Genomic DNA, 25746 nt, shown 5'->3' on the forward strand with positions numbered 1-25746 from the left:
GTTGTTGGAAAGACACAGCGTGATGCGGGTAAAACTGTAGAGCGTCCTTCGACGCTCCGTGCAGGGATTTGTCGTGCAAATGTCACCGATAAATAAACCGGTTGACCACCCCCTCCAGCATCTCCTGCCGACCGCTCACGGCCTGGGGGTTCAGTTCATGGGCAAACGCATGTTCGGCCAGGGATTCCAGGCTGAACTCGCCGCTCAGTACCGACTGGCCCAAGGGTTGCTGCCAACCGGCGTAGCGTTGGTCCTTGAACTGTTGCAACCGGTCGTTCCGCACCATGGCCGCCGCGCGTTCCAGCGCCAGGGCGAGCACGTCCATGGCGCCGACGTGGCCGTGAAACAGGTCGATTTCGTCGAGGCTTTGGCGGCGCACCTTGGAGTCAAAGTTATAGCCGCCATTCTTGAAGCCGCCAGCCTTGAGGATTTCATAGGTGGCCAGGGTCATTTCCTCGACGCTGTTGGGGAATTGGTCGGTGTCCCAGCCGTTCTGCGGGTCGCCGCGGTTGGCGTCGATACTGCCGAAGATGCCGAGGGACACGGCGGTGGCGATTTCGTGGTGAAAGCTATGCCCGGCCAGGGTCGCGTGGTTGGCTTCGATGTTGACCTTGATCTCATGTTCCAAACCATATTCGTGCAGGAAGCCGAACACCGTGGCGCTGTCGTAATCGTACTGGTGCTTGGTCGGTTCCTGGGGCTTGGGTTCGATCAGCAGGTCGCCCTTGAAGCCGATCTTGTGCTTGTGCTCCACCACCATGCGCATAAAGCGCCCGAGCTGTTCGCGCTCGCGCTTGAGGTCGGTGTTGAGCAGGGTTTCATACCCTTCGCGACCGCCCCACAGCACATAGTTGGCGCCTTTGAGCCGCAGCGTAGCGTTCATCGCGCTGAACACCTGAGCCGCGGCGTAGGCAAATACCTCCGGGTCCGGGTTGGTGGCGGCGCCGGCCGCAAAGCGCGGATTGCTGAAGCAATTGGCGGTGCCCCACAACAGCTTGATGCCGGTCTGTTCCTGATGGCGCTCCAGGTGGTCGACCATCTGCGCAAAGTGGTTGCGGTACTCCTTGAGCGAACTGCCTTCGGGCGCCACATCGGTATCGTGAAAACTGTAATAGTCGATGCCCAGCTTGGAGAAAAACTCAAAGGCCGCCTCGGCCTTGCCGATGGCCACATCCATCGGCTCACCGCTGCGCTGCCAAGGGCGCTTGAAGGTGCCCATCCCGAACATATCGGCGCCCGGCCACACGAAGGTGTGCCAATAACACGCAGCCATGCGCAAGTGCTCGCGCATCGGTTTGCCGAGGATCAGCTTGTTGGCGTCGTAATGGCGAAAGGCGAGGGGAGCATCGCTGTCGGGGCCTTCGAAGCGAACCTTCTCGACACCGGGGAAGTACGTCATGGCGTTTTCCTTATTGTTCTTGGCGGTGTCTGGATACTAGCAACGGCACCGCGCCCGCCGATTATGAAAATCACCAAGGCAGGGTGCGATTTTGAGTGGTGAGGGCTACTCTGTGCCGACTGGCCCCAGGACAACAACAATGAAAACCCTACCGCCCGTGCACCGCATCGCCTTGCTGTTCAACGGCAGCAAAATCTACGACCGTGGCATCATCGCCGGCATCGGCAATTACCTGAGCAGCACCCGTGCGTCCTGGGACTTGTTCCTGGAGGAGGACTTTCTGTGTCGGCTCAAAGGCATCGAGCGTTGGCAGGGCGACGGCATCATCGCCGACTTCGATGACCCGCTGATCGGCGAAGCGTTGGCCCACAGCAAGGTGCCGGTGGTGGCGGTGGGCGGTTCTTATGAGGATGCACGCGCCTATCCCAAGGGCATTCCCTACGTGGCCACCGACAACCATGGGTTGATGAAGCTGGCTTACGAGCACCTGATCGAGGCCGGGCTGACCCGGTTTGCCTGTTTCAGCCTGCCCGAGGCCCAGGCCAACCGCTGGGCCCAGGAGCGCGAAAAAGCCTTTCGTCGCCTGATGCAGCGCGATGGTCTGCACGTGGAGGTGTATCGCGGCCTGGGCACCAGCGCGCCATTGTGGGACAGCGCGGTGGAGCAGCAGATCGCCTGGCTGCACAGCCTGCCCAAGCCCATCGGCATCATCGCCGTCACCGACGCCCGCGCCCGGCAATTGCTGCAAGCCTGCCTCACCGCTGGTATCGCGGTGCCGGAGCAAGTGGCGCTGATCGGCATCGACAACGACCCGCTGACCCGCACCCTCACGCGGGTGCCGCTCAGTTCCGTGATCCAGGGCACCGAAACCATGGGCCGCACCGCCGCCGCGCTGTTGCACCAGATGCTGCACGGCAAACCCGCCAGTGGCACGCAGATCCTGGTGCCCCCGGAGGCGATCAACGTGCAGGCCTCCAGCCTGCATCAGCCTTTGGGCAACCCGTACGTGATGCAGGCGCTGCTGTTTATCCGCCAGTACGCCTGCCAGGGCATCAAGACCGCGCAGGTGGCGGCCTATGTCGGCGTGTCGCGTTCATCCCTGGAGTCACACTTTCGCAAGGTGCGTGGTTGCAGCGTGCATGACGAGATCCTGCGCTTTAAACTCGCCGCCGCCGCCAAGGGCCTGGCAAACCACGAACGGCCGATTGCCGACGTGGCGACACAGTGCGGCTTCAAGTCGGCGCAGTACCTGCACACCGTGTTTCGCCGTGAATTCGGCTGCACGCCGCGTGAGTACCAGCAAGGTGAGGAGTGTGCGTTGCCCGTGCCTGATTAGGGCCTTACATGCGCTGCTGTGTGGGAGGGGCTTGTTCCCTCCCACATGTTCAAGCAGTGCCGGAGCGCACGCTGGGGTTACGGCAAGGCGTAGGCGATTACATAGTCGCCCCGGTCGGTGGACTGGCGTGCACCGCCGGCAGTGATCACGATGTATTGCTTGCCGGTTTTCGGCGACACGTAGGTCATCGGGCCGCCCTGGCTGCCGACCGGCAGGCGGGCTTTCCAGATTTCTTCGCCGTTGCCGCTGTTGAAGGCGCGCAGGTAGAAGTCCTGGGTGCCGGCGATAAAGATCAGGCCGCCCTGGGTCGATAGCGTTCCGCCAAGGGTCGGCAGGCCGATCTTGATCGGCAGGTGCATGCGAACACCCAACGGCCCGGTGTCCTCGACGGTGCCGACCGGCACTTGCCACGCGACTTTCCGGGTCTTCATGTCGATGGCGGTGAGGGTGCCGAACGGCGGCGCCTGGCATGGGATGCCGGCCACCGACAGGAAGCGGTTTTTGTTCACCGCATACGGCGTGCCCTTGAGCGGGACCGCGCCCATGCCGGTGTTCAACGCCTCGCCACCGGACGCGGCCAGCGCCTTGTTCTGCGATGGGATCATCTGGATCCACAGGCCCAGGCGCATGTCGTTGACGAAGATAAACCCGTGCACCGGGTCAGTGGAGATGCTGCCCCAGTTCATGCCGCCCAGAGAGCCTGGGAAGCTCAAGGATTTGTCCGTGCCCGGCGCGGTGTACAGGCCGTCGTAGCGCATGCCCTTGAAGTCGATGCGGCACAGCAATTGGTCGTACGGGGTGGCGCCCCACATGTCCGACTCGCTCAGGGTTTGCGCGCCAATCTGCGGCATGCCCACCGATTCAGGCTGGGTCGGCGAGTAGGGTTCGTTGGGGATATTCGCGGCCTTGACCGGTACTTCCTTGACCTCGGTCAGCGGCCGGCCGGTCGCGCGATCAAGCACATAGATCTGCCCGGCCTTGGTGCCGATCACCACTGCCGGTACAGCGGTGTCGCTGCCCGGTGGGGTGAAGTCGATCAGGCTCGGTTGCATCGGCAGGTCGAAGTCCCACAGGTCATTGTGAACGGTCTGGTACACCCACTTCTCGGCACCGGTTGAGGCGTCCAGCGCCAATACGGACGCGCCATAGGTGTGATCGAGCTGGGTGCGCTCCACCCCGTAGATGTCGGTGGACGAGCTGCCCATCGGCAGGAAGACCGTATTCATCTGCGGGTCGTAGGACATCGGCGCCCAGCTGTTGGGCGTGCTGCGCACGTAGGTGTTGCCATCGGCCGGCGCGTGTTTGTCCTCAGGGTTGCCCGGGTCGAAGGCCCAGCGCATTTGCCCACTGATCACATCGAAGCCACGGATGACGCCGCCTGGCATATCGGCCTGCACGTTATCGGCGACGCGGCCGCCGACCACCACGGTAGTCCCGGCGATCAGCGGGGCGGAGGACAGTTGGTAGTAACTGTCCGGCACATTGCCCAGGCCAGCTTTGAGATCCACCTGGCCATGGGTGCCGAAGTCTTCGCAGAATTGGCCGCTGTCGGCGTCCACCGCAATCAGGCGCGCATCGATGGTGTTGGTCAGCAACCGACGCTGACACTGTGCGCCGGGGGCAACGCTGGCGGCGATGATCGGCGAGCTGCCGGGCTGGGTCGGCTGGACGATCGGCGCGCCGGCGTCGAAATACGCCAGGCCCCGGCAACGTTGCCATACCGCCGACTGGGCGTTGACTTGGTTCTTCCACAGCTCTTTGCCGGTGTCGGCGTCCAGGGCGATCAGGTTGTTGTGCGGCGTGCAGATAAACACTTTGTTGCCGATCTGCAGGGGTGTGAGTTGGTCTTCGGCACCGTTGCCGTCGCTGATGGCCACGTCACCGGTGCGATAGGTCCAGGCCACTTTGAGCTTGCCGATGTTGTCGCGGTTTATCTGATCCAGGGCGGCAAAGCGGCTGCCGCCTTCGGTGTTGCCGTAGTGCGCCCAGTCTTTCTGCGCCTCGGCCGCCACCACCGGCGTAACGCCCGGGCCTGCACCGGTAGGCGCCACGCTCGGATGCGCGACAAACATGTTGCCTGCGGCAATCGCCACGCCCGCTGCCAGCACGGCGGCCACGCCATACGCGCCGCGGGCGGGCTTGCCCGCCAGCAGCGGGTACACCAGCGCCACCACCAGGCCGATCACCGCGAACATGAACAGCCGCGAGAACAGCGGCCAGAACACCAGGCCAACGTCCGCCACGGCCCACACCGCCGTGCCCAGCAGAAACCCCGCGAACAGCCACGCGCCGGCCGGTTTTCGACGGGCAATCAACAGCCCGGCAACCGCCATGGCCACGCCGCCCACCAGGAAGTACCAGGAACCGCCGAGACTGACCAGTTTGGCGCCGCCGACGGCCAGCGCGAGGCCGAGCAGGGCGATGATCACACCCAGGCCCAGCAGGATAAATCTAGAGACGCCAGTGGCGCGCGATGCTCGTTTCATATCGAAAGGACTCGAGTGAGAGAGGGCAAAGGCGCAATGTTAGCAAGACAAGTAACTAGTTAGTACATTTTTGCCGGGCGGCCGACTTCAACGGCCGTGGTGAGTGCGGGCGCATGAAAAAGCCGCTTGTTCCGTCAGAAACAAGCGGCTTTATTGATCGCCTTCGGTTGTTTGGCTAGAACTTGAAGCGCCCCACCAACCCCTTGAGCTGAGCGGAAATATCAGTCAGACGACCCGAGCCGGTCTGCGCCGAGTGGGCAAAGCCTTCGACCAGTTGCGCATCGGCATGGATCTGCGCGATGTGCCGGTTGATCTCCTCGGCGACCTGGTGCTGCTCTTCGGCGGCGGTGGCGATCTGGGTGTTCTGGTCGCGGATCGAGTCTACCGAGCTGCGGATCTTGTCGAAGCTGTCACGGGCCTGCTGGATGCGTTCCACGCTGGTGTGGGACACCAGCAGGCTGCCCTGCATTTGCTGCGTGACTTCCTGGGTGCGGCGGGCAAGGTTGCCCAGCAGGCTGTCGATCTCGCCGGTGGAGTCGGCGGTGCGGCGGGCGAGGGCGCGCACTTCATCGGCAACCACCGCAAAGCCACGGCCCTGGTCACCGGCCCGCGCGGCTTCGATGGCGGCGTTGAGCGCCAGCAGGTTGGTCTGTTCGGCAATCGAGCGGATGGTATCCAGGATGGTGTTGATGTTTTTACTGTCCTGCTCCAACTGCTGCATGGTTTGGGTCGACTTCTGCAAGTCTTCGCTGAGCCGCAGTACGCTGCCGGTGGCTTCGCCGATATGTTGCTGGCCGTCGTGCACGTCACGGTAGCCTTCGTCGGCGCTAGAAGCGGCGGCGCTGCAGGAGCGCGCGACTTCGTTGGCGGTGGCCACCATTTCGTTGAAGGCGGTGCTCACCAGTTCCACCGCTTCACGCTGGCGTCCGGCGGCCTGGTTCATGTTGTTGGCCACTTCGCTGGTGTCGGCGGCGGCGCTCTGCAGGTCGGAGGATGCGCTGCCGATGCGCTGCACCAGTTGCGCGATCATGCCCAGGAACTGGTTGAACCAGCCGGCCAGGGTGGCGGTTTCGTCTTTGCCCTGGACCTTGAGTTGCCGAGTGAGGTCACCTTCGCCCTCGGCGATTTCCTGCAGGCCATCGGCCACGCCGCGAATCGGCCGCACGATAACGCTGGCAAAGCTGGCACCGACAATCGCGAACACCACGGCCAGCGCCGCGGCGATGGCGGCGATCAACCAGGTCAGGCGGGTGGCGCCGGCCATCACTTCGTCGCGCTTGATCAGGCCGATAAAGCGCCAGCCCAGGTCTTTGGAGCTGACCACGTTGGCCATGTAGGCCACGCCGTCGATGTCGATCTGGGTTACGCCGTCGCCGCGCTTGGCCAGTTCGGCGTAGTTGGGGCCCAGGTCGGCGAGGGGTTTGAAATTGTGCTTGGCATCGCTGGGGTCGACCAACACGTTGCCGTTGCCTTCCACCAGCATCAGGTAACCGCTGTCACCGAGCTTAATGTTCTTGACCAGTTCGGTCAGTTGCTTGAGCGACACATCCAGGCCGATCACGCCCAGCACATTGCCGCTGGGGTCGGCCACGGTGTGCACGGTGCCGATCAGCACCACGTCGTCCGGTGCCCAGTAATAAGCACCGGTGCGCACGGTGGTACCGGGCGCGGCAATCGCCGCTTTGTACCAAGGGCGCACGCGCGGGTCGTAGTTGGTCAGCTTGGCGTCGTCGGGCCAGCTGGCGTAGCCGCCGTCGGCCAGGCCGAGAGACAGGTAGGCGGTGGTGGGGTGGCTTTTGGCGAACTGATCGAAAATCGCCAGCAGCTCTTTATTGGTCGGCGTGAGCGGGATCTGCGCGGCGTCGGCGCTGGCGTAGCTCTTGAGCTCCTTGGCCGCGACCACGCGCGGGTCCTTGGCCACGTACTCGACGTTCTGGCTGATGCCGTCGAAGAACTGCTTCATGCCGTTGTCGATCTGGCGGATTTCACGCCCGCTGCTGTCGAGGAAATTAGCCTGGGCCCCCTCGCGCAGGTTCAACACTACCAGTACCGCTACCAGGATGACCGGCACGCACGCGATAGCCGCGAACGCCCAGGTCAGCTTCTGCTTGATATTCATGACTTTCACCCGCGGGTATTTATAGTTTTGGCAAGGCAAACGGTAGTGCTGAGCGTCGCAGGGGTTGTTATGAAGGGTAGGGTCCTTGCGTACGTACCCTCGTTATCGACCGAGAGGGCACGCACTTTAGGACGTGGGGGCGGTTTCAGCCGATCACGGTCTCGGCCAGGGTGTCGCGGCGCATCGATTGCAGGTTTTTCTCGATGGTTTCGCAGATGGCTTCCATCTGGATCTGATGTTCGCTGGAGCGGAACGGGCTTTGCAGGTCGGTGCCGATGCGTTCGATGGCCAGCAGCATAAAGCCCACCACCGTGGAGGCCAGCGGGGTGAACCAGCCCAGGGATTCCACCAGGCCCACCGGTACGATCAGGCAGAACAGCGTGATAAACAGGCGCGGGAAATACACGTACGGGTAGGGCAGCGGCGTGTTGGCGATGCGCTCCATGCCACCCTGGGCGTTGGACAGGTCTACCAGGGTCGACTCCAGCCGCGCCAGGCGAATGCTGTCCAGGTGGCCGGCCTTGTATTCGCGCGCCAGTAACGCCGCCGAGCCGGTGAGGAGGTCGTTGGCGAAATTATTGGTCGCGCCATTGCGCGCAAACTCCTCGGCGGGGATGAACGCGCGCACTTCGTCAGGGCATGGTTGGCCCCTGAGGTGGGCGGCCAGGCAGTTCACATACGCCACATGCCGGCGCAACAGCGTGGATTTGACCGGGTTGACCTCACTGCCAGGGTCGTCCAGCAGGGTCAGCACCTGGCGCGCAAAACTGCGCGAATTGTTGACCATCGCTCCCCACAGCGTGCGGGCCTCCCACCAGCGGTTGTACGCGCTGCTGTTGCGAAAACTGATCAGCACCACCAGAGCCGAGCCGAGCAGGGTCAGGGGCATCAGCGGCAGGTTGATCTTGGTGGTGAGAAACAGCATGAAGTCCACCGTGACGGCCACGTCCCACAGCAACAGCCAGAACAACGACCAGCCGACGTAGCCCATGGTCTTGATGACCAGGCGGTACTTTTTGATGATGGCGGCTTTCAAATGACAACCTCGCGACGAGCGTTAAGCGACAGTGCCTTAGCTCGGACGCCGACGAACCCGTTAGGTTCGCCGCAACCTGAAACGTTTAAGCCGTCGGGCGGAACAATTTTGGCAGCGATGGCAGCAGGTTTGAGAATCGTGGCCTGGCTGAATGTATGGCGGCCTCAGAGTTATGTGTCAGCCTTTAAGACTTGTGCAGATACCTATGCATCCAGAATCAAACCCTAGAGAGTGAACCCTATGAAGATCGGCGTGATTTCCGATACCCACGGCCTTCTTCGGCCCGAAGCCGTGGCGGCCCTGCAAGGTTGCGAGCAGATCGTCCATGCGGGCGACATTGGCAGTGCCGACATTATCGAGCAACTGACCGGCATTGCGCCGCTGCACGTGGTGCGCGGCAACAATGATCAGGATGCGGCATGGGCACGCCAGGTGCCGGACCACCTGCACGTTACGCTCAACGGCCGCCAGGCGTTGCTGGTGCATGACATCGCCGATGTCCCGGCGTTGCTCACTCCTCACACGCGCCTGGTCATTACCGGGCATTCGCATAAGCCGTTGATCGAGTGGCGCGGTGACATTCTGTATGTAAACCCCGGCAGCGCGGGGCGCCGACGTTTCAAGTTGCCGGTGACGCTGGCGCTGCTGGAGATGGGCGAGGGCACTATCGACGCTCGCTTGGTGTCACTGCTGGAGTGAATAGACTTATTGCTGGGCAAGAATGGACGCGAGTAATCCCGGAAAGCGGCTTTCAAGTTCATCGCTGCGCAACGAATTCATGTGGGTGGTGCCTACGCTGCGGCTGTGCACCAGGCCGGCGTCGCGCAGTACGCGGAAGTGGTGGGACATGCTCGACTTGGGCCGTCCGCCATCCAATTCGCCGCAGGTGGCTTCCGGCACGGCGGCCAGGCACCGGACGATCTCCAGGCGCACCGGATCACTCAGGGCGTAGAGCACGCGTTCGAGTGTGAGGTCTTGCAGGGTAGGGTGTTTGAAGGCTCGCATGAAATGAATGATAACAGGGGGGTATCGCTCAATACTATTGTTCGATTACCATCGAACTATCGAATCAGTCACCTGCTTCTGGAGTTCACGATGTCCGCTTTGTTCGAACCCTTCACCCTCAAAGACGTCACCCTGCGCAATCGCATCGCCATCCCGCCGATGTGCCAATACATGGCCGAAGACGGCGTGGTCAACGATTGGCACCACGTCCACCTGGCCGGCATGGCGCGTGGCGGTGCCGGTCTGCTGGTGGTGGAAGCCACCGCCGTTGCCCCGGAAGGCCGTATCACCCCAGGCTGCGCCGGTATCTGGAGCGATGCCCACGCCGAAGCTTTTGTGCCGATGGTGCAGGCTATCAAGGCGGCGGGTTCGGTGCCGGGTATCCAGATCGCCCATGCCGGGCGTAAGGCCAGCGCCAATCGCCCGTGGGAAGGCGATGACCATATCCCTGCCTCCGATGCCCGCAGTTGGGAAACCATCGCGCCGTCTGCGATTGCGTTCGGTGCCAACCTGCCCAACGTACCGCGCGCCATGACCCTGGAAGACATCGCCCGCGTACAACAGGATTTCGTCGATGCCGCCCGCCGGGCCCGCGACGCCGGTTTCGAATGGATCGAACTGCACTTCGCCCACGGCTACCTGGGCCAGAGTTTCTTCTCTGAACACTCCAACAAGCGCACCGATGCCTACGGCGGCAGCTTCGACAATCGCAGCCGTTTCCTTTTGGAAACCCTGGCCGCCGTGCGTGAGGTCTGGCCGGAAAACCTGCCGCTGACCGCGCGTTTCGGCGTGATCGAGTACGACGGCCGTGACGAACAGACGCTCACCGAATCCATCGAACTGGCGCGCCGCTTCAAAGCTGGCGGCCTGGACTTGCTGAGCGTCAGCGTCGGTTTCACCATTCCTGACACTAACATTCCGTGGGGCCCGGCTTTTATGGGCCCGATTGCCGAACGCGTACGCCGTGAGGCCGGTATTCCGGTGACCTCGGCCTGGGGCTTTGGCACCCCGCAATTGGCTGAGGGCGCGTTGCAGGCCGGTCAGCTGGACCTGGTGTCGGTGGGGCGCGCGCACCTGGCCGATCCGCACTGGGCGTATTTCGCCGCCAAGGAGCTGGGTGTGGAGAAGTCCGCCTGGACCTTGCCGGCCCCATACGCGCACTGGCTTGAGCGCTATCGCTGAGCCCATGCCGAGGTAACGAAAGCCACTCCATCGAGTGGCTTTTTTACGGCTGGCGTTTGAGGTGGATACACACGGGATACATAAAAGATAACGAATGAGAACAGATATCAAACACGAATGACTTGATATACCATTCGCGGCGAATTCTTGGCAGGTTTGCCGTCCCATCTGGCTCATTCACTAGGTCAACAACCATGCGTCGTACGCTGATTTCCCTGTGTGTCCTTCAGGCGTTTTCCCCTCTTGGCTGGGCAGAGGAGGTTTCCACAGCGCCCGCGAGCCTTGAATTGCAAGCGACCACTGTCACTGGCGATGGCGATTACGAGACGGCGCAAGGTCCCGTCAAGGGCTACCATGCCACGCGTTCGGCGAGTGCGACGCGCACCGACACCTCTATCCACGAAACCCCGCAATCCATCAGCGTGGTGTCCAAGGACGTGGTCGAAGACCTCGGCGCGACCCGTCTGCAGGATGCCCTCGACTACGCTGGCGGCGTAGGCCGTGCCAACAACTTCGGCGGGCAGGGCCTCACCACGTTTACCGTGCGCGGCTTTACTACCGGCGAGTTCTACCGCAACGGCTTTCCGATCAACCGTGGTTACCCGAACATGCCGGACGCCAACACCATCGAACGTCTGGAAGTGCTGCGCGGCCCGGCCACCATGCTCTACGGCCGTGGCGATCCGGGCGGCACCTTCAATGTGGTGTCCAAGCAGCCGCTGGCCGAACCGACGGTGACCCTCGGCAGCCAGTTGAACGACCAGGGCATGCAGCGCGGCACCCTTGACGCCTCCGGCCCGCTGGACGACGAGGGGCGCCTGGCCTATCGCCTGAACGTCGTGGGTGAGGGCGGCGACACCTTCCGCGACCATGTGTCGACCGAGCGCTACGGCGTGACGCCGGTCATCACCTGGCAGGCCAGCGATGACACCAAGGTGATCTTCGAAGGCGATTTCATGCGCAATAACCATCCGCTGGACCGTGGCCTGACGCGTTTCGCCAACCAGGCCGGCACGCCGTCGCGCGATACCTTCTGGGGCGACAAGGACGTAGGCAAGCTGCACAACGATAACAACATGGCCCAGCTGCGTTTCGAGCATATGCTCAACGACAACTGGACGTTGGGCGGCGGGTTCCAGTGGCTGGATGGGACGTTGCAGGGGAATGCCATCGAGGCCAACGGCCCAGGCAGCCTGGGCGCCGACGGCCGCACGCTGCAACGCAACTTCAACTACCGCAAGCTGGAATGGACCGACAAGGACTACCAACTCAATCTGACCGGGCACTTCTCCACCGGCGGCCTCGATCACACCTTGCTGACCGGCGTCGAGTACGAGGACTACGACTATCAGTCGATCATCCAGCGCTCCAGCGCCGCCGCCGGCACCTACCCCATCGATATCTTCAATCCGGTCTACGGCCAGGCGCGTCCACCGCTGACACGCACGCCGACCCACGATAAAGAAAATCTCAAGACCTACGCGGCTTTCGTGCAGGACCAGGTGGCGCTGACCGAACGCTTGAAAGTCCTGGCCGGTGCGCGTTTCGAGCGGTTCGAGCATAACTACGAAAGTTATGTGGCGGGTGTGAAACCCTGGCAGGCCGCGGACAACGCCGTGACGCCACGGCTGGGCGTGATCTACGACCTGACCGACACCGTCGCCGTCTACGCCGACGCTGCGCGTTCGTTCAAGCCCAACACTGGCGCCAGCCGTGAAGGGGGAGGTTTTGCGCCGGAGAAGGGCAAATCCTATGAAATGGGCATCAAGTGGGAAGCCTTGGACCGCCAACTCAGCGTCGACGCGGCGATCTACCAGATCGACAAAAAGAACGTGCTGACCACCGACCCGGTGGACTCCACCTTCAGCGTCGCCGCCGGCCAGGTCCGCAGTCGCGGTTTCGACCTCAACGTTGCCGGCAACATTACCCCCGAATGGCGCGTGATCGGCGGCTATGCCTACGTGGATGCCGAAGTCACCCGCGACAACACCCTGCGCAGTGGCACGCGCTTGCTGAATATCCCGCGCAACAGCTTCAGCCTGCTCAACGTCTACGAATTCCAGGACGGCGCACTCAAGGGCCTGGGCCTCGGCGCCGGCGGCAAATACGTCGATGAACGCGCCGGCCAGACCGCCAACACCGCGTTTTCCATGGGCGCCTACACCGTCATCGACCTGCTCGGCTATTACAAGGTCAACGACAAAATGCGCCTGAACCTGGACGTTAAGAACCTGTTCAACCGTGAGTACGAAGAGGGCGCGTTCGGCAATATCTACGCCTACCCAGGCGCGCCGCGTACGGTGCAGGTGGGCATCGCCTACACCCTGTAACGCGCCTTATCGGCTTGCAATGGCCTCGCTGCGATTGCAAGCCACGTCACAGCCGCGACGGAAAACCGCGCGTCCCCGCAAATAAGCGTTTACGCGCCCATCGATAGATGAGAAAAGCTTGCCCATTTCCCCGCAGATGGACATCCCATGCCTCGTTCAACCCTTATCGCTCGCCTGGTCGTCGCGCTGCTGATCGGCGCGGCGCTGTGGTACATCTGGATCATCACCAGCGCCAAGCTGGGTATCGGCGGTGCCAGCCCGGATCAGCAGCAGATAGGCGTGCTGCCGGGGCTCAGCCCGCGTCACGTCAGCGAGTCCTGCACAGGTGTTGTCGTGACCAGGCAAGGTACCTGGCTGCTGGGGCGGGTCGAGGACGAATATCACACGTTTACGCCGTCCCCCGGGCAGGTCAACCTGAACGAGCAGCTTTACGGCAAGACGCCGAAGGCGCAGGAAGAGGAGGGTGGCTATTCCGGTTTCTTCCCGCGCGATACACCCGAGACCACCTTCGTGTCGCGGCTGGATGCCGACGGCGCGTTCAAGCCCGTGGCGCAGGTCAGTGGCACCGCATGCCTGGTGTCCAGCGCCGATGGCGAGCGCGTGTTCCTGCTCACCGACCTCAAGCGACCCAAGGAAGCCGAGGGCCAGGAGGTGGTGTTTCGCAGCGATGACCAGGGTAAGACCTGGACCTGGTTGGCCGAAGGATTCTTCCCCGAGCTGGGCGGGGTGCTGACCCAACTCGCGCCGTACTTTTACAGCCAGAACGAGGTCTGGGCCTGGCGCAGCCCCGACGAAATCGAGGAGGAAGGCCGTAGCGTGCAGACAGGGGTGTCGTACTCACTGGATGGCGGGCAGCACAGCACGCCGATCGCCACGCCACACTCTCTGGTGGTGGGGTCCGAATTCGTGAGCAGCCAGCACCCGCAGATCAAGGAGTGGCACGATTCCAACGATCAGGTGACCCATGTGCTGCAACTGGATGCCAGGCGCGCTTATATCTGGGTGTCCCAGCGCTTCTGGGCCAGCAACCCCGACGGCAAGGGCGACAACCTGGCGTTCAGCGTCACCACCCGCGTCGAGCTGTCGCGCGCGGCCGGAGCGTGGCAGGTGGGGGCGGTGCAGCGTGAAGAAGGCCTGTACATCAACGACCTGGCGAACAACGGCGACGGCCGTGTACTGGGCCTGATCGACCAGGGCCCCCATGGCCACGCCGTCGTCGCTGAAATGAACACCACCACGCTGGCCTGGCAACCCCTGGGCGAGGTGCCCAGCGTGTTCTCGCCACTGGCCTCCAGCACCCAGGCCCAGCAGTTATGGGTGGGACGTAACAGTTTGATGATCAACACCTACAGCGAGCACCGCCCACCGCGCTGGCTGTACTGGTGGGGCGACGCCAACATCTCGGCGGGAGCGGTATTTTATTCCAAGGACTGGGGCCAGTCCTGGAAACGTCTGGCCGTGGACGGCTACCGAGGCGTGATCGGCTTCGACGGCGCCGGCGACCGGGTGTTCTGGGCCAAGGAAAGTCACCTGTACGATGTGGGTATTCAGGCCTACGGCTTATAGATAGGTAGGAGGGGCTTGCGCCCTTCCACCTTTTCTTTCACTCGGTTTTAGAGCGGGGTGAGCACGTTCATCACCGTATCCAGCGCCACCCGCGTGTCATCCAGCTGCACCAGCGACGCATGCCGCGCGCCCAGCGCGTCGCGGTTCTGGATCGCGGTGAGGATGGCTTTATGCCGAGGCAGGCTCAGGCCCTGGATGTCCGGGCGGCGGTTGGTGATGTTGATCGATTCGCGCAACGGCAGCGATAGCATGTTGCACATATACGCCAGCAGGTCGTTGCGCGTGGCGTCGGCGATGGCACGGTGGAAGTCCAGGTCGGCCTGCAGCAGCTGTTCGTGAGTCTTGGCGGTTTCCATGCCGCAGTAAGCCTTTTCGATGATAGCGATGTCTTCATCGGTGGCGGTGGTCGCGGCCATGGCGGCGATTTCCGGTTCGAGGATGCGCCGCACACCGGCCAGAGTGTTGAAAAACTCGCTATGGGGCGTGGACTGCATCAACCAGGACAGCACGTCCGGGTCGAGCAGGTGCCATTTGAGCCGTGGCCGCACCACCGCGCCCACCCGTGGCTTGGAATACACCAGGCCCTTGGCGCTGAGCACGCGGGTCGCCTCGCGCAATACCGAACGGCTGACCTTGTACTCCTCGCAGAGCGTGGCCTCCATCGGCAGGCGTTCTTCTGGCTTGAAGCGACCGGAAACGATGTGCATGCCCAAGTCCTGGACGATCTGGGCATGCATGCTCTTGCGCGGTTTGGACGGCTGTTGATCCATAACGACAGGGATGCTCTGGCTTAAATTCGCGGCATCATAGCATCCCAATTAGTGGGAATGCCGTGGGACTTCCGCCCCACGGCACCCCACCAGGAAGTCGAAGTCACAGCCCTGGTCGGCCTGCAGCACATGGTCGATGTACAGCTGGCGATAACCGCCGACGATCAAGTTCTGCGGTGGCTTGAGGTCGGCCATGCGCGCCGCCAGCTCGGCGTCGGAAATGTCCAGGTGCAAGCGGCCGTTGGCGCAGTCCAGCTCGATCCAGTCACCTTCCTGCACCGTGGCCAGCGGCCCGCCGGCGGCGGCTTCCGGTGCCACATGCAGCACCACCGTGCCGTAGGCCGTGCCGCTCATGCGCGCATCGGAAATCCGCACCATATCGGTCACGCCTTGGGCCAGCAGCTTGGCCGGCAGACCCATGTTGCCGACTTCGGCCATGCCTGGGTAACCCTTGGGTCCGCAGTTTTTCATGACCAGGATCGAGTTGGCGTCCACATCCAGCTCCGGATCATTGATGCGCGCCTTGTACATGTCGAAGTTCTCGAACACCACCGCACGGCCGCGATGCTGCATCAGTTCGGCGCTGGCCGCCGATGGCTTGAGCACCGCACCGAGTGGCGCCAGGTTGCCGCGCAGCACGCAGATGCCGCCGTCGGCGCGGATCGGGTTGTCCAGGGTGCGGATCACTTCGTCCTGGCCGTAGATCGGCGAATCCTGAGTGTTTTCCCCCAGGGTCTTGCCGTTGACGGTCAGCGCGTTCGGGTGCGGGATCAGGTTGGCTTCACCCAGGCGACGCAGCACTGCAGGCAGGCCGCCGGCATAGTAGAACTCTTCCATCAGAAAGCGCCCCGACGGTTGCAGGTCGACGATGGTCGGCATGCCGCGACCGATGCGGGTCCAGTCATCCAGGTCCAATTCCACGCCGATACGCCCGGCGATGGCTTTAAGGTGAATCACGGCGTTGGTCGACCCACCGATGGCGGCGTTGACGCGGATCGCGTTTTCAAATGCCTCTTTGGTGAGGATCTTCGACAGCTTCAAGTCCTCGCGCACCATCTCCACCGCGCGCATGCCCGACATATGCGCCAGCACGTAACGACGCGCGTCCACCGCCGGGATCGCCGCGTTGTGCGGCAGGGACGTGCCGAGGGCCTCAGCCATGCAGGCCATGGTCGACGCGGTGCCCATGGTGTTGCAGGTGCCCGCCGAACGGGACATGCCGCCCTCGGCCGCGAGGAAATCGTCCAGGGTGATGGTGCCGGCCTTGACCTGCTCGCTCAGTTGCCACACCACCGTGCCCGAACCGATGTCCTGGCCCTTGTGCTTACCGTTAAGCATTGGCCCGCCGGTGACCACGATTGCCGGCACGTCGCAACTGGCGGCGCCCATCAGCAGGGCCGGGGTGGTTTTGTCGCAGCCGGTCAGCAGCACCACGCCGTCGATCGGGTTGCCGCGAATGGCTTCCTCCACATCCATGCTCGCCAGGTTACGGGTGAGCATGGCGGTAGGGCGCAGGTTCGATTCGCCGTTGGAGAACACCGGGAATTCCACCGGGAAACCGCCGGCCTCGATCACACCGCGCTTGACGTGCTCGGCGATCTGGCGGAAATGCGCGTTGCACGGGGTCAGCTCCGACCAGGTGTTGCAGATGCCGATGATCGGCTTGCCATGGAACTGGTGGTCGGCAATGCCCTGGTTCTTCATCCAGCTGCGGTACATGAAGCCGTTCTTGTCAGCGGTACCGAACCACTGGGCGGAGCGTAGGCCGGGCTTTTTATCAGACATGATGGTTTCTCTTATTGTATGACTATATGTTCTCTCTGCGGCTAAACATAAGCGCAAAATCTTCCATTTGGAAGTGTTGTTTCGTAAATAGTACTACTATATAGTCGATCTCACCTGAGGTATGACCCTGCGAATTTTCGCGAGAGGCGTCCCCCGAGCTTCTATAAAAACAACAATCGGAGATCGACCCCATGAGCCAGGAACTGCGGCTTGTTCGGCGCATCACGCTGAAACTGATTCCCTTCCTGATCCTGCTGTACCTGATCGCCTACGTGGACCGTTCCGCCGTGGGTTTCGCCAAGCTGCACATGGGCGCCGACGTCGGCATCGGTGACGCCGCCTATGGCCTGGGCGCGGGCCTGTTCTTTATCGGCTACTTCCTGTTCGAGATTCCCAGCAACCTGATGCTCGACCGCTTCGGCGCGCGGCGCTGGTTCGCGCGCATCATGATCACCTGGGGCACCATCACCATCGGCATGGCCTTTGTGCAGGGGCCGCACAGCTTCTATGTGATGCGGTTCCTGCTCGGCGCGGCGGAAGCCGGGTTCTTCCCCGGCGTGCTGTACTACATCACCCAATGGTTCCCGGTGCGCCATCGCGGCAAGATCCTCGGTCTGTTCATCCTTTCCCAACCCATTGCCATGATGATCACCGGCCCGGTGTCCGGCGGCCTGCTGGGCATGGACGGCATCCTCGGCCTGCACGGTTGGCAGTGGCTGTTCATCGTGATCGGCACCCCGGCGCTGCTGCTCACCTGGCCGGTGCTGCGCTTCCTGCCGGACGGCCCCAAACAGGTCAACTGGATGAGCGAGGACGAAAAAACCTGGCTGACCGGCGAGCTGGCCAAAGACCTGCAAACCTACGGCCAGACCCGTCACGGCAACCCGTTGCATGCACTCAAGGACAAACGTGTGTTGCTGCTGGCGCTGTTCTACCTGCCAGTGACTCTGAGCATCTACGGCCTGGGCCTATGGCTGCCGACCCTGATCAAACAGTTCGGCGGCACTGACCTGGTCACCGGCTTTATCTCTGCCGTGCCGTATATCTTCGGGATCATCGGCCTGCTGATCATTCCGCGCAGTTCCGACCGTTTGAACGACCGCTACGGCCACCTTGCCGTGCTCTATGTGCTGGGCGCCACCGGCCTGTTCTTCAGCGCCTGGCTCGGCGCGCCGGTGCTGCAGATGGCCGCGTTGTGCCTGGCGGCGTTCGCAATGTTTTCCTGCACCGCGGTGTTCTGGACCTTGCCGGGGCGTTTCTTCGCCGGCGCCAGTGCGGCGGCGGGCATTGCATTGATCAACTCGGTGGGCAACCTGGGCGGTTATATCGGTCCGTTCGTGATCGGCGCGCTCAAGGAATACACCGGCAACCTGGCCTCGGGCCTGTACTTCCTGTGCGGCGTGATGCTGTTCGGCCTGGTGTTGACCGGCGTGGTCTACCGCGTGCTGGAGCGCAAACATGTGCTGCCGGCCGACCAGTTCGCCGCCAGCGCCCGTGGCGCCACCCGTACTTAATTCAAGGAGAAACCTGATGCGTCTAGTGCAGTTCGAACTCAATAACGGCGAGCGCCGGGTCGGCGTTGTCGATGGCACCCGGTTGCGTGAAGTGCAGGGCGCCCATAGCGTGCGCGAACTGGCCCTGGCCGCCATCCAGGCCGGCACCTCGTTGCAGCGGCAGGTCGACAGCCTGGGCCTGGGCGACAGCCATGACTACGCCGCGTTGCTTGCTGAACAGAAGATCCTGCCGCCCCTGGACCACCCGGACCCGGCCCACATGCTGATCAGTGGCACCGGCCTGACCCACCTGGGCAGCGCCGCCGCCCGCGACAAGATGCACCAGCAGGCCGGCGACGAAGCCACGTTGACCGACACCATGCGCATCTTCAAATGGGGCGTGGAGGGCGGCAAGCCCGCAGCGGGCCAGGCGGGCGTGCAACCGGAATGGTTCTACAAAGGCGACGGCAGCATCGTGGTGCGCCCTGGCCAGGCGTTCCCGGTGCCACCGTTTGCCGAAGATGCCGGGGAAGAGCCGGAGATCGGCGGCCTGTATGTCATCGGTCACGACCGCAAACCCTATCGCCTGGGTTTCGCGGTGGGCAATGAGTTCTCCGACCATGTCATGGAACGCAAGAATTACCTGTACCTGGCCCACTCCAAACTTCGCAGTTGCAGCTACGGCCCGGAACTGCGCGTGGGTGAGTTGCCCCAGCACCTGGCCGGCACCAGCCGCCTGCTGCGCGACGGCCAGGTGATCTGGGAAAACGAATTTCTCAGTGGCGAGGCCAACATGTGCCACAGCCTGGAAAACCTTGAGTATCACCATTTCAAGTACAGTCAGTTCCTCACGCCGGGCGATGTGCACATTCATTTCTTCGGCACCGCCACGCTGTCATTCGCCGACGGTATACGTACCCAACCGGGGGATGTGTTCGAGATCAGCCAGGCCGAATTCGGCGCGCCGCTGATCAACAGCGTCAGCCAGGCCGATGGGGTGTTCGAACCCGGTCACGTCATCACTCTTTAAGGAGCTCCTCATGAGTCAGTTTCTCGGCCACAACTACATCGGCGGCCAGCGCAGCGCCAAGGGCAGCATCAAGCTGCACAGCGTCGACGCCGCCAGCGGTGAAACCTTGCCCCAGGACTTCTTCCAGGCCACCCCGGAAGAAGTCGACGCCGCCGCCCAGGCCGCCGCCACCGCCTACCCGGCGTACCGCGCCCTGAGCGCCGCGCGCCGTGCGCAGTTCCTCGACGCGATTGCCGACGAACTGGATGCCCTGAGTGATAACTTTGTCGAGCTGGTGTGCCGCGAAACCGCGTTGCCGGCCGCCCGCATCAAAGGCGAACGCGGCCGCACCAGCGGCCAGATGCGCCTGTTCGCCACGGTGCTGCGTCGCGGTGATTTCTACGGCGCGCGCATCGACAAAGCCTTGCCGGACCGCCAGCCGCTGCCGCGTCCTGACCTGCGTCAATACCGCATCGGCCTCGGCCCGGTGGCGGTGTTCGGTGCGAGCAACTTCCCGCTGGCGTTCTCCACCGCCGGCGGCGACACCGCAGCCGCGCTGGCGGCCGGGTGCCCGGTGGTGTTCAAGGCGCACAGCGGGCACATGGCGACGGCCGAATGCGTGGCCGATGCGATCATCCGTGCGGCCGAGGCCACCGAGATGCCCGCCGGCGTGTTCAATATGATCTTCGGCGGCGGCGTCGGTGAGGCGCTGGTCAAGCACCCGGCGATCCAGGCGGTGGGCTTTACCGGCTCGCTCAAAGGCGGCCGTGCCCTGTGCGACATGGCGGCGGCGCGTCCGCAGCCGATCCCGGTGTTTGCCGAGATGTCGAGCATCAACCCGGTGATCGTGCTGCCCCAGGCCCTACAGGCACGGGCAGACACCGTGGCGCGCGACCTGACCGCCTCGGTGGTGCAAGGCTGCGGCCAGTTCTGCACCAATCCGGGCCTGGTGATCGGTATCGCCTCGCCCGAATTCAGCGCATTCACCCGGCAAGTGGCGCAGTTGATCGGCGAGCAGCCGGCGCAAACCATGCTCAACGCCGGCACCTTGAGCAGCTATGGCAAGGGCCTGGAAAAACTCCTGGCGCACCCCGGCATCCAGCACCTGGCGGGCAATGCCCAATCCGGCAATCAGGCGCAACCCCAGCTGTTCAAGGCCGACGCCAGCTTGCTGATCAATGGCGATGAGGCACTGCAGGAAGAAGTCTTCGGGCCCACCACGGTATTTGTCGAAGTGGCCGACCAGGCCCAGCTCAGCGCGGCCTTGCACGGCCTGCATGGGCAGCTCACGGCAACCCTTATCGGCGAGCCGGGCGACTTGCAGCAGTTCGCCGAACTCACGCCGCTGCTGGAGCAGAAGGTCGGGCGCATCCTGCTCAACGGCTACCCGACCGGCGTGGAAGTCTGCGATTCGATGGTGCATGGCGGTCCGTACCCGGCGACGTCCGATGCCCGTGGCACCTCGGTCGGCACCCTGGCCATCGACCGCTTCCTGCGTCCGGTGTGCTTCCAGAACTACCCGGACAGCCTGCTGCCCGACGCGCTGAAAAATGCCAACCCGTTGCGTATCCAGCGTCTGGTGGATGGCACGCCGTCGCGCGATCCGCTGTAACCACATAACCGGCGTCCAGGAGGTTTCATGTCGTTGAGCGCAGTGACCGCACACCGTGCGCAGTTGGGGGAGGGCCCGTTCTGGGACGGCCCGACCCAGGCGTTGTATTGGGTGGATATTGCCGGCAAGCAGGCGCTGCGCCTCAAGGACGGGGAGTTGCGTACATGGCGGATGCCCGAGCATGTCTCGGCGTTTATCCCCTGTGAACGCGGCGATGCGCTGGTGACGTTGAGCAGTGGCGTCTACCGCCTGGACCTGGCCACCGACGCCCTGACCCTGCTGTGCCAGGCCGATCCGCACCCTGGCAACCGTGGCAATGAAGCGCGTTGTGATGCCCAGGGCCGGCTGTGGTTGGGCACCATGCAGAACAACATCGGCGAGCACGGCGAGGACCTGCCGATCACGCGGCGTTCCGGCGGCCTGTTTCGCGTGGACGCCGACGCCACGGTCACGCCGTTGCTGCAAGGGTTGGGGATTCCCAATACGTTGCTGTGGAGCGACGACGGCAGCCAGGTGCACTTCGGCGACAGCCTCGACGGCACGCTTTATCAGCACGGTATCCAGGCCGACGGCGGTCTGGCATCGCCCACGGTGTGGTTTGGTCCGCATCCGCGTGGCGGGCCGGACGGCTCGGCCATGGACGCCGATGGCTATATCTGGAACGCCCGTTGGGACGGCAGTTGCCTGCTGCGCCTGACGCCCACGGGCGAGGTGGATCGAGTCATCGAGCTGCCGGTCAGCCGCCCCACCAGTTGCGTGTTCGGCGGGCCCAGGCTCACCACCTTGTTTATCACCAGCGCGGCCAGCCCTTTGGATCACCCCTTGGACGGTGCCGTGCTGGCTATCGATGTCGATGTACCTGGCAAGCCTTGCCATCGCTTTGCCGGTTAACCCAAGCCCTAAAAACAATAACAAGGAGTCACCCGTATGAATCGTCGTCGTGGTATCCGTTCCCTGTGCTGCGCCGCTGTAGCGGTATCGGCCATGAGCTTGAGCGGGCTGGTGCTGGCCGCTGATGCAGTCAAAATCGGCTTTCTGGTCAAGCAGGCTGAAGAGCCGTGGTTCCAGACCGAGTGGGCTTTCGCTGAAAAGGCCGCCAAGGACAAGGGTTTTGAATTGATCAAGATCGCCGTGCCCGACGGCGAGAAAACCCTGTCGGCCATCGACAGCCTGGCCGCCAACGGCGCCAAGGGTTTTGTGATCTGCCCGCCGGATGTGTCTCTGGGCCCGGCGATTGTGGCCAAGGCCAAGCTCAACGACATGAAGGTCATGGCGGTGGACGACCGTTTCGTCGACGCCAAGGGCAAGTTTATGGAAGACGTGCCGTACCTGGGTATGGCCGCCTTTGAAGTGGGTCAGAAGCAGGGCGCCGCCATGGCCGCCGAAGCGAAGAAGCGCGGTTGGGACTGGAAGGATACCTACGCGGTGGTCAACACCTTCAATGAACTCGATACCGGTAAAAAACGCACCGACGGTTCGATTGATTCGCTGAAAAAAGCCGGTTTCCCTGCAGACCACATCCTTACCGCTGCGCTGAAAACCCTGGATGTACCGGGCAGCATGGACGCCACCAACTCGGCCCTGGTCAAACTCCCAAGCGGCGTGAAAAACCTGATCATCGGCGGTATGAACGACAACACCGTGCTCGGCGGTGTACGCGCCACCGAAGCGGCCGGTTTCAAGGCGGCCAATGTGATTGGCATCGGCATCAATGGCACCGACGCCATCGGCGAGCTGAAAAAACCCGACAGCGGTTTCTTCGGCTCGATGCTGCCTAGCCCGCATATCGAAGGCTACAAAACCGCAGAGATGATGTACGAGTGGGTAACCAAAGGCACCGAACCGCCTAAATACACGGCCATGGACGAAGTGACGCTGATCACCCGTGAGAACTTCAAGCAGGAACTGGAAAAGATCGGCCTGTGGAAATAAGGCAGCTCGCTTTCCTCGGCGGTGCCGGTAACGGTGCCGCCTGATCGGTGTGATGAGGTGGTTATGCACGCGCAAGTCAATCAACAACATACGGCCGGAGTCAGTCTGCGCTTCGACGGCATCGGCAAAACCTTCCCCGGCGTCAAGGCGCTGGACGGTATCTGCTTCACCGCCCACCCGGGGCAGGTACACGCCTTGATGGGCGAAAACGGCGCGGGCAAGTCGACGCTGCTGAAGATCCTCGGCGGGGCCTATATCCCGAGCAGCGGCACGGTGCAGATCGGCGCGCAGACCATGGCCTTCAAATGCGCCGCCGACAGCATCGCCAGCGGCGTGGCGGTGATTCACCAGGAGCTGCATCTGGTGCCGGAAATGAGCGTGGCCGAGAATCTGTTCCTCGGCCATTTGCCCACGCGCTGGGGCGTGGTCAACCGTGGCCTGCTGCGCAAGCAGGCCCTGGCGTGCCTCAAGGGCCTGGCCGATGAGATCGACCCGGACCAGAAGCTGGGGCGCTTGTCCCTGGGCCAGCGCCAATTGGTGGAAATCGCCAAGGCGTTGTCCCGTGGCGCCCATGTGATCGCCTTCGACGAGCCGACCAGCAGCCTGTCGGCGCGGGAGATCGACCGCTTGATGGCGATCATCACGCGCCTGCGCGACGAGGGCAAAGTGGTGCTCTACGTGTCGCATCGCATGGAAGAAGTGTTCCGCATCTGCGACGCGGTCACGGTGTTCAAGGACGGCCGCTACGTGCGCACGTTCGAGGACATGAGCGCGCTGACCCACGACCAGTTGGTGACCTGCATGGTCGGTCGCGACATTCAGGACATCTACGACTACCGCCCGCGCGAGCAGGGCGAGGTGGCGCTCAAGGTCGACGGTCTGCTTGGGCCAGGCTTGCGCGAGCCGGTGAGTTTCCAGGTGCGCAAAGGCGAAATACTCGGCTTGTTCGGCCTGGTCGGGGCAGGGCGTACCGAGCTGTTCCGTCTACTCAGCGGCCTGGAGCGTGCCCGCGCCGGCAGCCTTGAGCTCTGTGGTGAGCCATTGCAACTGCGTTCGCCGCGCGACGCCATCGCCGCCGGGGTACTGCTGTGCCCCGAAGACCGCAAGAAGGAAGGCATCATCCCGCTGTCCAGCGTGGCCGAGAACATCAACATCAGTGCCCGTGGCGCCCACTCGCGCTTCGGCTGGCTGCTGCGCGAGGGCTGGGAGAAGGGCAACGCCGCGCAGCAGATCCAGGCGATGAAAGTCAAAACCCCGAACGCCGCGCAAAAGATCCTGTACCTCTCCGGCGGCAACCAGCAGAAGGCCATTTTGGGCCGCTGGCTGTCGATGCCGATGAAAGTGCTGCTGCTCGACGAGCCGACGCGGGGCATTGATATCGGCGCCAAGGCCGAGATCTACCAGATCATCCATAACCTCGCGGCCCAGGGCATTGCGGTGATTGTGGTGTCCAGCGACCTGATGGAAGTCATGGGCATTTCCGACCGCATCCTGGTGCTGTGCGAAGGCGCCCTGCGCGGCGAACAACTGCGCGAACACGCCACTGAATCCAACCTGCTGCAGCTGGCCTTGCCGCGCCGCGTGACGAACTGAGAGAAGACCATGACCATTCAAAACAACGCGCTGCCCCGCGCACGCAAACCCCTGGACATGCGCGCCTTGCTCGACAACTGGGCGATGCTGCTGGCGGCCATCGGCATCTTCGTGCTGTGCGCTTTGCTGATCGACAACTTCCTCTCGCCGCTGAACATGCGCGGCCTGGGCCTGGCGGTGTCGACCGTGGGCATCGCCGCGTGCACCATGCTGTTCTGCCTGGCGTCGGGGCATTTTGACCTGTCGGTGGGCTCGGTGATCGCCTGTGCCGGCGTGGTCGCGGCCATCGTCATGCGCGATACCGACAGCGTGATGTTGGGCATTGGCGCAGCATTGCTGATGGGCCTGGTCGTCGGGCTGATCAATGGCATCGTCATCGCCAAACTGCGGGTCAACGCGCTGATCACCACGTTGGCGACCATGCAGATCGTGCGCGGCCTGGCCTACATATTTGCCGACGGCAAGGCCGTGGGCGTGTCCCAGGAGCAGTTCTTCATCTTCGGCAACGGCCAGCTGTTCGGCGTGCCGGTGCCGATCCTGATCACCCTGGTGTGCTTCCTGTTTTTCGGCTGGCTGCTCAACTACACCACCTACGGGCGCAACACCATGGCCATCGGCGGCAACCCGGAAGCGGCGCTGCTGGCGGGCGTGAACGTGGACCGCACCAAAATCCTGATCTTCGCCGTGCACGGCCTGATCGGCGCACTGGCCGGCGTGATCCTCGCCTCACGCATGACCTCGGGCCAACCGATGATCGGCCAGGGTTTTGAACTGACGGTGATCTCCGCCTGCGTACTGGGCGGCGTGTCGCTGAGCGGCGGCATCGGCATGATCCGCCATGTGATCGCGGGCGTGCTGATCCTGGCGATCATCGAAAACGCGATGAACCTGAAGAACATCGACACCTTCTACCAATATGTGATTCGAGGTTCGATCCTGCTGCTGGCCGTGGTCATCGACCGCATGAAACAACGCTGACTCCAGGCCATGTGAGGACTGAGTGTGGGGGGCGCTTGCCCTAATGCCAGTCAGTTAAGAACTCAGTTGATCCAGCCCAGGCAATGACCATCAAAAGTGGGAGGGGGCTTGCCCC

19 protein-coding genes and 1 pseudogene are annotated in these 25746 nt (G+C 63.1%); 12 read left to right on the forward strand and 8 right to left on the reverse strand.

Annotation, left to right across the window (positions count from 1 at the left end; translation table 11 throughout):
• Positions 1–82 precede the first annotated feature (82 nt).
• The gene (xylA, locus tag PSH94_RS10280; protein WP_305437349.1) at positions 83–1399 is read right to left on the reverse strand and encodes a xylose isomerase; all 1317 of its coding nucleotides are present in this window, start codon (positions 1397–1399) and stop codon (positions 83–85) included.
• Between the two features lie 139 nt (positions 1400–1538).
• Between xylA and PSH94_RS10285 the strand changes: the two genes are divergently transcribed.
• A complete protein-coding gene (locus PSH94_RS10285; protein WP_305437351.1) occupies positions 1539–2735 on the forward strand; it encodes a DNA-binding transcriptional regulator in 1197 nt (398 codons plus the stop codon).
• Positions 2736–2812: 77 nt separating this feature from the next.
• Here the strand turns inward: PSH94_RS10285 and PSH94_RS10290 are convergent, their stop codons facing one another.
• The 4 genes and pseudogenes from PSH94_RS10290 to PSH94_RS10300 all read right to left on the reverse strand — a co-directional run bounded on the left by PSH94_RS10290 (position 2813) and on the right by PSH94_RS10300 (position 8376).
• Positions 2813–5221: a glucose/quinate/shikimate family membrane-bound PQQ-dependent dehydrogenase gene (locus tag PSH94_RS10290; RefSeq protein ID WP_305437352.1), complete on the reverse strand. Its 2409-nt coding sequence runs from the start codon at positions 5219–5221 to the stop codon at positions 2813–2815.
• 175 nt (positions 5222–5396) lie between these two features.
• The gene (locus PSH94_RS26070) at positions 5397–6251 is read right to left on the reverse strand and encodes a methyl-accepting chemotaxis protein (protein ID WP_370694769.1); all 855 of its coding nucleotides are present in this window, start codon (positions 6249–6251) and stop codon (positions 5397–5399) included.
• Positions 6252–6305: 54 nt separating this feature from the next.
• Positions 6306–7340: pseudogene (locus PSH94_RS26075) on the reverse strand (cache domain-containing protein); the annotation flags it as partial.
• A gap of 145 nt (positions 7341–7485) precedes the next feature.
• Entirely contained in the window at positions 7486–8376 is an 891-nt protein-coding gene (locus PSH94_RS10300) for a bestrophin family protein (protein ID WP_181080813.1), read from the reverse strand.
• 240 nt (positions 8377–8616) lie between these two features.
• On the opposite strand from PSH94_RS10300, the gene PSH94_RS10305 reads away from it, so the two are divergent.
• Positions 8617–9075: a metallophosphoesterase family protein gene (locus PSH94_RS10305; protein WP_305437357.1), complete on the forward strand. Its 459-nt coding sequence runs from the start codon at positions 8617–8619 to the stop codon at positions 9073–9075.
• Positions 9076–9081: 6 nt separating this feature from the next.
• Here PSH94_RS10305 and PSH94_RS10310 read toward each other — a convergent pair whose 3' ends face one another.
• On the reverse strand, positions 9082–9381 hold the full coding sequence (locus tag PSH94_RS10310; protein WP_181080816.1) for a helix-turn-helix transcriptional regulator: 300 nt from the start codon (positions 9379–9381) through the stop codon (positions 9082–9084).
• A 90-nt stretch (positions 9382–9471) separates the two neighbouring features.
• Here PSH94_RS10310 and PSH94_RS10315 point away from each other — a divergent pair, with 90 nt between their 5' ends.
• From PSH94_RS10315 to PSH94_RS10325, 3 genes are all read left to right on the forward strand, one after another.
• Complete coding sequence (locus PSH94_RS10315) at positions 9472–10563, forward strand: NADH:flavin oxidoreductase/NADH oxidase (protein WP_305437358.1); 1092 nt, start codon at positions 9472–9474, stop codon at positions 10561–10563.
• Positions 10564–10757: 194 nt separating this feature from the next.
• Positions 10758–12893, forward strand: a complete 2136-nt coding sequence (locus PSH94_RS10320; RefSeq protein ID WP_305437360.1) for a TonB-dependent siderophore receptor — start codon at positions 10758–10760, stop codon at positions 12891–12893.
• A 147-nt stretch (positions 12894–13040) separates the two neighbouring features.
• Positions 13041–14459: a hypothetical protein gene (locus tag PSH94_RS10325; protein WP_305437361.1), complete on the forward strand. Its 1419-nt coding sequence runs from the start codon at positions 13041–13043 to the stop codon at positions 14457–14459.
• Positions 14460–14506: 47 nt separating this feature from the next.
• Here the strand turns inward: PSH94_RS10325 and PSH94_RS10330 are convergent, their stop codons facing one another.
• Both PSH94_RS10330 and PSH94_RS10335 read right to left on the reverse strand, forming a co-directional pair.
• Positions 14507–15229 carry a FadR/GntR family transcriptional regulator gene (locus tag PSH94_RS10330; RefSeq protein ID WP_181080821.1) on the reverse strand — a complete coding sequence of 241 codons (723 nt, stop codon included), beginning with the start codon at positions 15227–15229 and terminating at the stop codon, positions 14507–14509.
• Positions 15230–15277: 48 nt separating this feature from the next.
• On the reverse strand, positions 15278–17014 hold the full coding sequence (locus PSH94_RS10335; RefSeq protein ID WP_181080822.1) for an IlvD/Edd family dehydratase: 1737 nt from the start codon (positions 17012–17014) through the stop codon (positions 15278–15280).
• A 191-nt stretch (positions 17015–17205) separates the two neighbouring features.
• Here PSH94_RS10335 and PSH94_RS10340 point away from each other — a divergent pair, with 191 nt between their 5' ends.
• The 7 genes from PSH94_RS10340 (at position 17206) to araH (ending at position 25631) form a co-directional block, all read left to right on the forward strand.
• Entirely contained in the window at positions 17206–18528 is a 1323-nt protein-coding gene (locus tag PSH94_RS10340) for an MFS transporter (RefSeq protein ID WP_253506662.1), read from the forward strand.
• Positions 18529–18544: 16 nt separating this feature from the next.
• Positions 18545–19537, forward strand: a complete 993-nt coding sequence (gene araD1, locus PSH94_RS10345; protein ID WP_305437364.1) for an AraD1 family protein — start codon at positions 18545–18547, stop codon at positions 19535–19537.
• Positions 19538–19547: 10 nt separating this feature from the next.
• Positions 19548–21128 carry an aldehyde dehydrogenase (NADP(+)) gene (locus PSH94_RS10350; RefSeq protein WP_285428949.1) on the forward strand — a complete coding sequence of 527 codons (1581 nt, stop codon included), beginning with the start codon at positions 19548–19550 and terminating at the stop codon, positions 21126–21128.
• Positions 21129–21155: 27 nt separating this feature from the next.
• Positions 21156–22019, forward strand: a complete 864-nt coding sequence (locus PSH94_RS10355; protein WP_285428950.1) for an SMP-30/gluconolactonase/LRE family protein — start codon at positions 21156–21158, stop codon at positions 22017–22019.
• A gap of 36 nt (positions 22020–22055) precedes the next feature.
• Positions 22056–23060 (forward strand): substrate-binding domain-containing protein, encoded by a 1005-nt coding sequence (locus PSH94_RS10360; RefSeq protein ID WP_253506674.1) that lies wholly within the window; start codon positions 22056–22058, stop codon positions 23058–23060.
• Positions 23061–23123: 63 nt separating this feature from the next.
• On the forward strand, positions 23124–24653 hold the full coding sequence (gene araG, locus PSH94_RS10365; protein WP_305437366.1) for an L-arabinose ABC transporter ATP-binding protein AraG: 1530 nt from the start codon (positions 23124–23126) through the stop codon (positions 24651–24653).
• A gap of 9 nt (positions 24654–24662) precedes the next feature.
• On the forward strand, positions 24663–25631 hold the full coding sequence (araH, locus tag PSH94_RS10370) for an L-arabinose ABC transporter permease AraH (protein ID WP_305437368.1): 969 nt from the start codon (positions 24663–24665) through the stop codon (positions 25629–25631).
• Positions 25632–25746: the final 115 nt, after the last annotated feature.

The sequence above is a fragment of the Pseudomonas sp. FP2254 genome, from assembly GCF_030687695.1.
GTDB classification, from domain to species: domain Bacteria; phylum Pseudomonadota; class Gammaproteobacteria; order Pseudomonadales; family Pseudomonadaceae; genus Aquipseudomonas; species Aquipseudomonas quebecensis.

Excerpts from the sequence above, each read along its gene's own strand:
- xylA (WP_305437349.1), bottom strand. The coding sequence starts at position 1,399 with ATGACGTACTTCCCCGGTGTCGAGAAGGTTCGCTTCGAAGGCCCCGAC.
- PSH94_RS10285 (WP_305437351.1), top strand. The coding sequence starts at position 1,539 with ATGAAAACCCTACCGCCCGTGCACCGCATCGCCTTGCTGTTCAACGGC.
- PSH94_RS10290 (WP_305437352.1), bottom strand. The coding sequence starts at position 5,221 with ATGAAACGAGCATCGCGCGCCACTGGCGTCTCTAGATTTATCCTGCTG.
- PSH94_RS26070 (WP_370694769.1), bottom strand. The coding sequence starts at position 6,251 with ATGATCGCGCAACTGGTGCAGCGCATCGGCAGCGCATCCTCCGACCTG.
- PSH94_RS10305 (WP_305437357.1), top strand. The coding sequence starts at position 8,617 with ATGAAGATCGGCGTGATTTCCGATACCCACGGCCTTCTTCGGCCCGAA.
- PSH94_RS10310 (WP_181080816.1), bottom strand. The coding sequence starts at position 9,381 with ATGCGAGCCTTCAAACACCCTACCCTGCAAGACCTCACACTCGAACGC.
- PSH94_RS10315 (WP_305437358.1), top strand. The coding sequence starts at position 9,472 with ATGTCCGCTTTGTTCGAACCCTTCACCCTCAAAGACGTCACCCTGCGC.
- PSH94_RS10320 (WP_305437360.1), top strand. The coding sequence starts at position 10,758 with ATGCGTCGTACGCTGATTTCCCTGTGTGTCCTTCAGGCGTTTTCCCCT.
- PSH94_RS10325 (WP_305437361.1), top strand. The coding sequence starts at position 13,041 with ATGCCTCGTTCAACCCTTATCGCTCGCCTGGTCGTCGCGCTGCTGATC.
- PSH94_RS10330 (WP_181080821.1), bottom strand. The coding sequence starts at position 15,229 with ATGGATCAACAGCCGTCCAAACCGCGCAAGAGCATGCATGCCCAGATC.
- PSH94_RS10335 (WP_181080822.1), bottom strand. The coding sequence starts at position 17,014 with ATGTCTGATAAAAAGCCCGGCCTACGCTCCGCCCAGTGGTTCGGTACC.
- PSH94_RS10340 (WP_253506662.1), top strand. The coding sequence starts at position 17,206 with ATGAGCCAGGAACTGCGGCTTGTTCGGCGCATCACGCTGAAACTGATT.
- araD1 (WP_305437364.1), top strand. The coding sequence starts at position 18,545 with ATGCGTCTAGTGCAGTTCGAACTCAATAACGGCGAGCGCCGGGTCGGC.
- PSH94_RS10350 (WP_285428949.1), top strand. The coding sequence starts at position 19,548 with ATGAGTCAGTTTCTCGGCCACAACTACATCGGCGGCCAGCGCAGCGCC.
- PSH94_RS10355 (WP_285428950.1), top strand. The coding sequence starts at position 21,156 with ATGTCGTTGAGCGCAGTGACCGCACACCGTGCGCAGTTGGGGGAGGGC.
- PSH94_RS10360 (WP_253506674.1), top strand. The coding sequence starts at position 22,056 with ATGAATCGTCGTCGTGGTATCCGTTCCCTGTGCTGCGCCGCTGTAGCG.
- araG (WP_305437366.1), top strand. The coding sequence starts at position 23,124 with ATGCACGCGCAAGTCAATCAACAACATACGGCCGGAGTCAGTCTGCGC.
- araH (WP_305437368.1), top strand. The coding sequence starts at position 24,663 with ATGACCATTCAAAACAACGCGCTGCCCCGCGCACGCAAACCCCTGGAC.